Genomic DNA, 7,951 nt, shown 5'->3' on the forward strand with positions numbered 1-7,951 from the left:
GGCGTGCAGTTTATTATTAACGGCGTGCTGGAGATCATTTCGACCTGGCATCCCTGACCGCCCGCGATGTGCAGAGAAAAAAAGCCCGCCGGCGCGATACCGGCGGGCTTTTTTGTGCGACGGATTCAGGAGTGGTGCGGCTGATGGTCTTCCAGCGATACCGGCCAGCGACGGAATATCATCAGCGACCAGACCAGCGCGACCAGCGCCGGAATGGCGCCGACGTAGCCGACGGAGGCCATGGAAAGATGCAGACTCACCTGGCTGCCGACCAGCGCCCCGGCGCCTATGCCGATATTAAAGATGCCCGAGAACAGAGACATGGCGACGTCGGTGGCATCCGGAGCGGAGGCCAGCACTTTCACCTGCATGCCGAGACCGATAATCATGATCGCCACCCCCCAGAAGATGCTGAGCAGCATCAGGTGCTGCGGGTTATGCGAGGCCGGCAGCAGCAGCAGCAGGCAGGCGAGCAGCAGGGCAATCGCCAGGCTTATCAGCCCCGACGCGTGCTGGTTACCGAGCTTACCGAACAGAATGCTGCCGATAATACCGGCCCCGCCAAGGATCAGCAGCAGTACGGTGGCAAAGTTGCCGCTCAGGCCCGCTACCGTCTGGACAAAGGGCTCGATATAGCTGTAGGCGGTATAATGAGCGGTCACCACCACCACGGTCAGAATGTACACGCTGACCAGCGCCGGGCGGCGGAACAGCACCGGCAGGCTTTTCAGCGAGCCAGAATGTTCGCTCGGCAGGGTCGGCAGCAGTTTTACGAGGCAGGCCAGGGTGGCTAACGCGCCGAGGCCGATCGCCAGGAAGGTCATCCGCCAGCCAAAGTACTGGCCGATAATGCGCCCGATCGGAATACCAAACACCATCGCCAGCGCGGTACCGGTGGCGATCAGGCTCAGCGCCTGCGCCCGTTTGCCCGGCGGGGCCATGCGGATGGCCAGTGCCGACGTTATCGACCAGAACACTGCATGCGCAAAGGCGATACCAATGCGGCTGATCACCAGCACGTCAAAATTCCAGGCAAAAAACGACAGGACGTGGCTGGCGATAAACAGAATAAACAGGCCGATAAGCAGGCGCCGGCGCTCCACTTTGCTGGTCAGCAGCATAAACGGCAGCGACATTAACGCCACCACCCATGCGTAGATGGTCAGCATCATGCCCACCTGGGCGGTTTCCATGCCGAAGCTGTCGGCAATATCCGACAACAGACCGACCGGGGCAAACTCTGTGGTGTTAAAAATAAACGCGGCGATGGCCAACGTCACGACACGTAGCCACGCTACCTTGCGTGAGACCGTATTCGTAGTCATAAGCTCTGGACTGGTGATTCAGGGAAAGATGTGACGCTGATCTTAAAACGATTGTTGGCGAAAAGACAATCATTTTGTGATCTGCGTCTCATTTCATTGCAAGGGGCTGGCCGCGGTTAAGCGATTAATTTTGCTATGGATAGTGTCAAGGGGGCGCTTTTATGTCATGTTGAAGGAAAGTAAAAAAAGTAAGGACAGGGTATGCAGGAAATTCAATTTTATCTGGTCGATGCTTTCAGCGATAAAAACTTTGGCGGCAATGCCGCGGCCGTCTGCCCGCTCAGCGAGTGGTTAGCCGACGATGTGCTCCTGAAAATGGCCCAGCAGCATAATCAATCCGAAACGGCTTTCTTTGTCCGTACCGACGAGGGCTATGAGCTGCGCTGGTTTACCACACTCGCTGAGATCAATCTCTGCGGTCACGCGACCCTCGCCGCAGCGCACGTTATTTTCGAATATCTCGACCATCCTTCGGCGACGATTCTCTTTAGCACCCGTTTTGTTGGTGAGCTGCGGGTCACCCGCAATGGCGACTGGCTGACGCTCGATTTCCCGGCGTGGTCGACCTCCCCGGTGGAAAACCCGCCGGCGGATCTGCTGACCGGGTTGGGACTCGAGGCCGCCGTTGAAGTTCGGGAAGGGCGCGATTATCTGGTGGTGCTGGCGGATCGCCAGCAGGTTGAAGCGGTGCGACCGGATATGGCGCGGCTGCGAACGCTTGGCAAAATGATCTGCGTCAGCGCGCCGGATGAAGAGTATGACTTTGTCAGCCGCTTCTTCTGCCCGGGAGAAGGGGTGCCGGAAGATCCGGTCACCGGCTCCGCCCATAGCATGCTGATCCCCTGGTGGGGCGAAAAGCTGGGGAAAACCACCATGATGGCGCGCCAGGTCTCCGCTCGCGGCGGCGACCTGCGCTGCCAGTGGCAGGGCGACCGTGTGCTGATTAGCGGCCAGGCCACCACCTATATGCGCGGAACGGTTTACCTGCGTTAATCATCGCCCCCGCGTCGCCCCGGGGAGCGGTAATCTACTTCCGCTCCCCGGGTGCGACATAGCATCAGCCCAGCGATGCGCCGCCACACATCACCAGCTCCTGTCCGGTCATCGCCGATGCGCCCTCGCTCAGCAACCAGCTCACCAGAGAGACCACTTCCTGCGGAGTAATGAGTCGCCCAAGCGGCGGAAGCCGCGGCGGGGAACTTTCTCTGCCTGGCTGATGAAGCATCGGCGTATCGGTTGCGCCGGGGGCCACGACGTTGACCGTCACCCCGGCAGGCGCCAGCTCTGCCGCCCAGCTCCTGGCGAGAGCGACCAGCGCGGCTTTGGTGGCCGCATACTGCGAGCGACCAGCGGCGCCTCGTGACGTACGGCTTCCCAGCAGAACGATCCTCCCGCCTGGCCCCATGGTCGGGGCGAAGTGATTGACCAATGTCTGAGCAGCATCGACGTGTAAACGCCACAACGACTCGCTGCGCTGAGGGTCCAGATTACCCAGGGTGGCGGCCGCCATTGAACCCGCGGCGTGAATGATGGCCTGAGGGGGCTCAATCTGCTCCAGCGCCGCCAGCAGCGCGCTGCGTTGGCTGACGTCGACCATCAGATGGCGAAAGTTCGGCTGTGAGAAGGGCGGCAGCGAACGGCTCATGCCGATCACCTGCCAGCCGTCCGCCAGCAACTGCCTCACCACTGCGGCGCCGATCCCGGAGCTGGCCCCGGTTACCATTGCCCGCTTCATCGCGCCTCCAGCATCTCAGCGGGGATTTTGAATACTGCCTTTCTGACCGGCGCTGGCGTCGAAACCGCACACAGCGCCTGGTGCGGTTCGCCGGGGTAAAAGACCGCGAAGTCGCCGGGACGCAGCAGAATAGAGACACTCTCCGGGGCCGGCTGACATATATAGAGGTCGGGCTTAAGCTCATGATCTTCCGGGCGCATCGCGGGAGCCATGCCCGCCTGGATGCGCTCCTCGCCGGCCAGGATGACCTGAATATCCGCCCACTGGCGATGATATTCCGTATGCCGCTCGGCCGCAGGCTGGGTTTGCACCACGCTGAGGGTGCAGAACCACGGCGCATCGTCGGGCTGGAAGCGGCCATTCTCTCTGGCACTGAGGGCGGCCAGCGAACAGGCCTCGCTGCTCAATAGCTGCTTTAACGCCGGCGGCAGACCAGCCTGCTGCAGCGCCTGCAGATTACCGATAATCATGCGCTTTCTCCTTTTACCCACTGTGGCGAGACACGAACATACTTGATCGCCTGGCGATACCAGGTGTAGGCGATATGCAAATTACCGTCTGCTCCCTGTTTGATGCTGGGGTAGGAGAACTCCCGGTTCAGCTTCTGCTCCGAATTATTGGTCATGCAGTAGCCGTCACCCTCATCGAGATTGCGCAGCCACGGCCAGCTTTCACCACCATCGGCTGAAATAGCGACGGTCATCGGCGCGCGTGGTGCGCCCCAGAAGGCGCTTTTCCCGGTCGCTTCCGGCTCCCTACGGCCATCGTCGTCAGCAATTTCATCATACAGCGAGGCGCGGCGTTCCGTGGCGCCGGCGGCGCTCATATTATTGAACACCAGCGCCAGTTCACCATTGTCCAGGGGGGTCGCCTGAATGGACGAGTTGTTGTTCGGAAGCGTCGTCGGTACCGGCGCAGACCAGCTCTCTCCCTGGTCGCTGGACTGGCTGAACCAGATATGATCCGCCCAGCGGCTGCGGAAGAAGGCTGCCAGTCTGCCGTCCGGAAGCGGAGTGATACTCATATGGACACAACCCAGGCTCTCCGGGACCGCCACGTCACGCCAGCTTTTTCCGCAGTCTGAAGAGATCTTCACCGCGCTGACGTCATTGTTACCCACCCATTTCTCGCCGGGTTCGGTACGGCAGTAAAAGACCGGCAGCAGCCAGTTGCCGTCAGACATAACGCTTATTGGCTGGCGAATAAAGGTACCCGGCTGATCCAGCAGCGTATCGATGGCCCCCCAGCTTCGTCCGCCATCGTGGGAGAGACGGTAGCGCACAATGGCGGTATCCTGGTTTCCGGCAAATTGCGCTGTCCACAACAGCCACAGCACGTTATCGGGCGCCTGAAACAGCACCGGGTTTTGTTCTGAGCGGTCTGGGTCATCAGATAGCTTGACCGCCTCACTCCAGCGGTCACTGCCGGGGGCTAACCGCGATCCCCAGATAGAAATATCGGCTTTTCCCTCCTGGGAGCCGCCAAACCAGACGCACATCAGGCTGCCGTCATCCAGCGGCAGCCGATTGGCGGCATGGTTCTGCGGGCAGGCGCAGGGAAGCATTGCCCATGCGATGTGTTCATCTTGCTGGTGTTGGCGAATGACACCGTCAAAAGGCGGAATTACGGTCATGTTTTATACTCCACGTTGCTCAACTGGGGCGGGGGATGGTTGTGATTTATTTGGGATCAGGCGGTCAATCACCATGATGATGGCCGGGGTCGCCAGGGCGACATACATGTTATTGATGCCGAACGGGTCGCCGAGTAAATACCAGACGGACGTCACCACACAGGCGCCGATCAGGCCGGCATTCGCGCCCCGAGTGCTTCTGAAGAAGGGGGCATAGAAGGCGATGACCGCCACCACGGTAATGGAGAGGCGAATGGCGCGGGTAAAGAAGGAGAGTTTCAGCACCTCCGGTACCAGCAGCACAAAGATCAGCGGCAGGAAGCCGATAATTAGCGACGCCCAGCGTGTGGCTCTGAATTCCTGGTCCGGCGTTGGGTTGCGCCATGGTACGTAAAAATCCTTCACCACCAGCGAGGCAATGGCCAGGGCTACGGTACTTACGCTGACGAAAATCGATGCCACAAGTGACGTTGTCACCAGACCTGCCAGCCACGGGTTCATGTCCTGCAGAAAGACCGGGAGGGCATACAGGCTGTTGATCTCGGGATGCAGGTATTTCGCCGCGACGCCGATAATGGCGATGGCAAAGGCGATAGGCAGGCAGAAAAAGAAGGCGATCCAGGTGGAGCGTTTCGCTGACCGAACGTCTTTGGTTGAGCTAATGGCCTGAATGACAAACTGGGTGCAAAAAATGGAGCCGATAGTGCCGATGAGCCAGGCGAAGATCGTGCCAGCACCAATGTTGCCATCCCATGTCCAGTAATAATCCGGCATCTTCTCCATCATCGGCGAGAAGCCGCCGGTTTTGGACAGGGCAAAACCCAGAATGATCAGCAGACCGGCGTATTTCAACGCGCTGTGTAACATGGTGACCCAGGCGACGCCCTTCATGCCGCCGAACGCGAAATAAAAGGTACTCACAATGGCGGTAATAAAGGCGGCTACCGGTAAATTCACTTTTAATACGGTGGAGATGGCTGCGGCACCGCTGACGTAATTGCCCACGTTAACCAGCAGCAGCGCATAAATCATAATCAGGGAGATAATATTTTTGGTACTGTTGCCATATTTTTCAGCGATGGCGCCGGAAATGGTGATTTTTCCGGTGTTATAGATGCGTTTCACCAGGATTAAACCGAACAGCGGAAAGCCGATGGCTGCCCCCAGCACGGACCACGAGGCGGCAATTCCGCTCTCAAAGGCGGCCTGGGCAGTACCGATGGTCGATTTGGCGCCAATATATTCTGACATCAGTAATATACCGACAATAAAGGCCGGCATGGCGCGCGAGCCTTCCATAAAATCCCCGGAATTTTTACTACGAATACGGAATGTCAGCCAGGTGGTAAACAGAATATAGGCAATAACAATGCCGACAATAATAAAGGTATCTTCAGCGGTAAAATGATTCATCTTAGCCTCTCTCTGGGCGTACGAATCCTGGGCACGGCGGTACCCGGTCTGTTTTATTAAAAAAGCGCAGCAAGTATTACGCTAAATAACGAGCGATGATGTCGCGTATCTGCTGCAGCTGGTGGTCACTAAACTGCACCGCGTAGCGGCTGTCGCCCACCTCGTGACCCATTAGCTGCAGGGCTTTCTTCACCGCCGCAGGCGAGAACGCCACTTTATACAGATCGGTGCGCAGGCCCGTTACCTGCTCCTGGGCCTGGCGCGATCCGGCGATATCCCCGGCGTGAAAGCGCGACCAGATGGCGTTAATTTCAGCGGGGGCGACGTTGGCAAGCCCCGAGATGCAGGCCGAGCAGCCGTCGACGAATCCCTGATGGATAAGCGAGTCCGGCCCGTTCAGAACGTCGAAACCGTCGATATCGCGCACCGCGTCGAGAAAGCCTTTCAGGCTGTCGTAGCTGCCGGCGCTATCCTTAATGCCGACGATATTCTCGTGGCGGGCCAGCTGGCGCGCGGTCTCCGGGGCAATAGTGTTCCCGGTGCGGGCGGGAATGTTGTAAAGAAAGAGCGGGACGCTCAGCGCGTCGGCGATCGCCGTATAGTGGTTAATCAGCCCTTCCTGCTTCAAGGGCACGAACCACGGGGTAATGGCCGATACCGCGTCAACTCCGAGGCGGGCGATCTGCTGGCCCAGCCGGCGCGTCTCCCGGGTGGAAACCTCCCCAATATGGGCCACCACCGGCGCGCGACCGGCCGCCTCTTCCACGCAGGTTCTGGCGACGGCGATCTTCTCTTCCTCATTGAGGACAAAAAACTCGCCGTTGGTGCCGCCGCAGAAAATACCGTTGCCTGCGGCGAGCTGGCGCTGCACCTGCTGGCGTAGCGCCGGCAGGTTAAGCGCTCCCTCGGCGGTAAAGGGAGTGACAATGGCGGTGAGTACGCCGCTAATAGCTTTCCTCATTTAACTTTCTCCTGTTAGGCATGTTCTGGATACAGCGTTTGGTAGATGGCCGCGATCTCTTCGCGGCTGACGCTGCATGGGGCATTGTTCATCAGGCGTTTGACGTTTTGCGCCGCTGCGCTGAGGGCGGAAATACTCTCCTGAGGCACGCCTAGCGCGGCCAGGTTGTCCGGCAGCGGCAGTCGTTTGACCAGCGCCGCCAGCCATGCGACCAGCGCATGGGATTTCTCTTCCGCGCTGAGCGTGCGATCTGCATCGGGGATCAGGTCCCAGACTTGAGCGAACTTCGCCACCGCGTGAGGGCGGACCACCCGCATGCAGGGCGCCAGCAGAATGGCGTTGGCCACCCCGTGCGGCAGGTGCCAGGTACCGCCAAGCGGATAGGAGAGCGCATGCACCAGGTGAGTGCCGGCATAGTTGATCGCTGCGCCGCCGTACCACGAGGCCCAGAGCATCTCCAGCTTCGCCGTCAGATCCTGCGGCTGATTTACCGAACGCTCGATATGGCGTACCAGCTTGTGTAAACCGATTAACGCGGCGTTATCGCTCACCGGGTTGGCGACGGTGGAGGTAAAGCACTCCAGCAGATGACACAGAGCATCGATTCCGGTCGACGCCGCGATGCTGGGCGGCATGCTGGTGGTCAGCTCCGGCAGCAGGGCGACATAGTCCGGAAGCAGCACCGGGGAGATGATCCCCACCTTCGTCTGCTGCTCGGGGATCGCCAGAATGGCGTTCGGCGTCGCTTCGGATCCGGTGCCCGCGGTGGCCGGGATTAACAATGAGCAAATTCGTCGTTGCGGCTGCTCGCCTGCCAGCAGGGCCGTCAGCGAGGGCGCCTCAGGGTGCAGAAGTACTGACAGCAGTTTTGCTACATCCAGTAC

At 59.5% G+C, this 7,951-nt stretch carries 8 protein-coding genes; 1 reads left to right on the top strand and 7 read right to left on the bottom strand.

The window, feature by feature from the left end; genetic code table 11:
- Positions 1-125 precede the first annotated feature (125 nt).
- Positions 126-1,325, bottom strand: coding sequence for a sugar transporter (locus KHQ28_RS26430; protein ID WP_002904407.1), 1,200 nt, complete (start codon positions 1,323-1,325; stop codon positions 126-128).
- Between the two features lie 201 nt (positions 1,326-1,526).
- Here KHQ28_RS26430 and KHQ28_RS26435 point away from each other — a divergent pair, with 201 nt between their 5' ends.
- Entirely contained in the window at positions 1,527-2,318 is a 792-nt protein-coding gene (locus tag KHQ28_RS26435) for a PhzF family phenazine biosynthesis protein (RefSeq protein ID WP_004183975.1), read from the top strand.
- A gap of 64 nt (positions 2,319-2,382) precedes the next feature.
- On the opposite strand, the gene KHQ28_RS26440 is transcribed toward KHQ28_RS26435, so the two are convergent.
- The 6 genes from KHQ28_RS26440 to KHQ28_RS26465 all read right to left on the bottom strand — a co-directional run.
- A complete protein-coding gene (locus KHQ28_RS26440) occupies positions 2,383-3,060 on the bottom strand; it encodes an SDR family NAD(P)-dependent oxidoreductase (RefSeq protein WP_004183978.1) in 678 nt (225 codons plus the stop codon).
- Positions 3,057-3,530 carry a YhcH/YjgK/YiaL family protein gene (locus KHQ28_RS26445; protein WP_002904414.1) on the bottom strand — a complete coding sequence of 158 codons (474 nt, stop codon included), beginning with the start codon at positions 3,528-3,530 and terminating at the stop codon, positions 3,057-3,059. The genes KHQ28_RS26440 and KHQ28_RS26445 overlap by 4 nt, the downstream gene beginning before the upstream one ends.
- Positions 3,527-4,693: an exo-alpha-sialidase gene (locus KHQ28_RS26450; RefSeq protein WP_211777738.1), complete on the bottom strand. Its 1,167-nt coding sequence runs from the start codon at positions 4,691-4,693 to the stop codon at positions 3,527-3,529. The genes KHQ28_RS26445 and KHQ28_RS26450 overlap by 4 nt, the downstream gene beginning before the upstream one ends.
- A gap of 3 nt (positions 4,694-4,696) precedes the next feature.
- Positions 4,697-6,106: a sodium:solute symporter family protein gene (locus KHQ28_RS26455; protein WP_004151621.1), complete on the bottom strand. Its 1,410-nt coding sequence runs from the start codon at positions 6,104-6,106 to the stop codon at positions 4,697-4,699.
- Positions 6,107-6,182: 76 nt separating this feature from the next.
- Positions 6,183-7,067: a dihydrodipicolinate synthase family protein gene (locus KHQ28_RS26460; protein ID WP_032418995.1), complete on the bottom strand. Its 885-nt coding sequence runs from the start codon at positions 7,065-7,067 to the stop codon at positions 6,183-6,185.
- A gap of 14 nt (positions 7,068-7,081) precedes the next feature.
- A partial coding sequence (locus KHQ28_RS26465; protein WP_147022164.1) for an iron-containing alcohol dehydrogenase occupies positions 7,082-7,951 on the bottom strand: 870 nt, incomplete at its 5' end.

The sequence above is a fragment of the Klebsiella sp. 28 genome (assembly GCF_018223905.1).
Taxonomy (GTDB): Bacteria; Pseudomonadota; Gammaproteobacteria; order Enterobacterales; family Enterobacteriaceae; genus Klebsiella; species Klebsiella pneumoniae.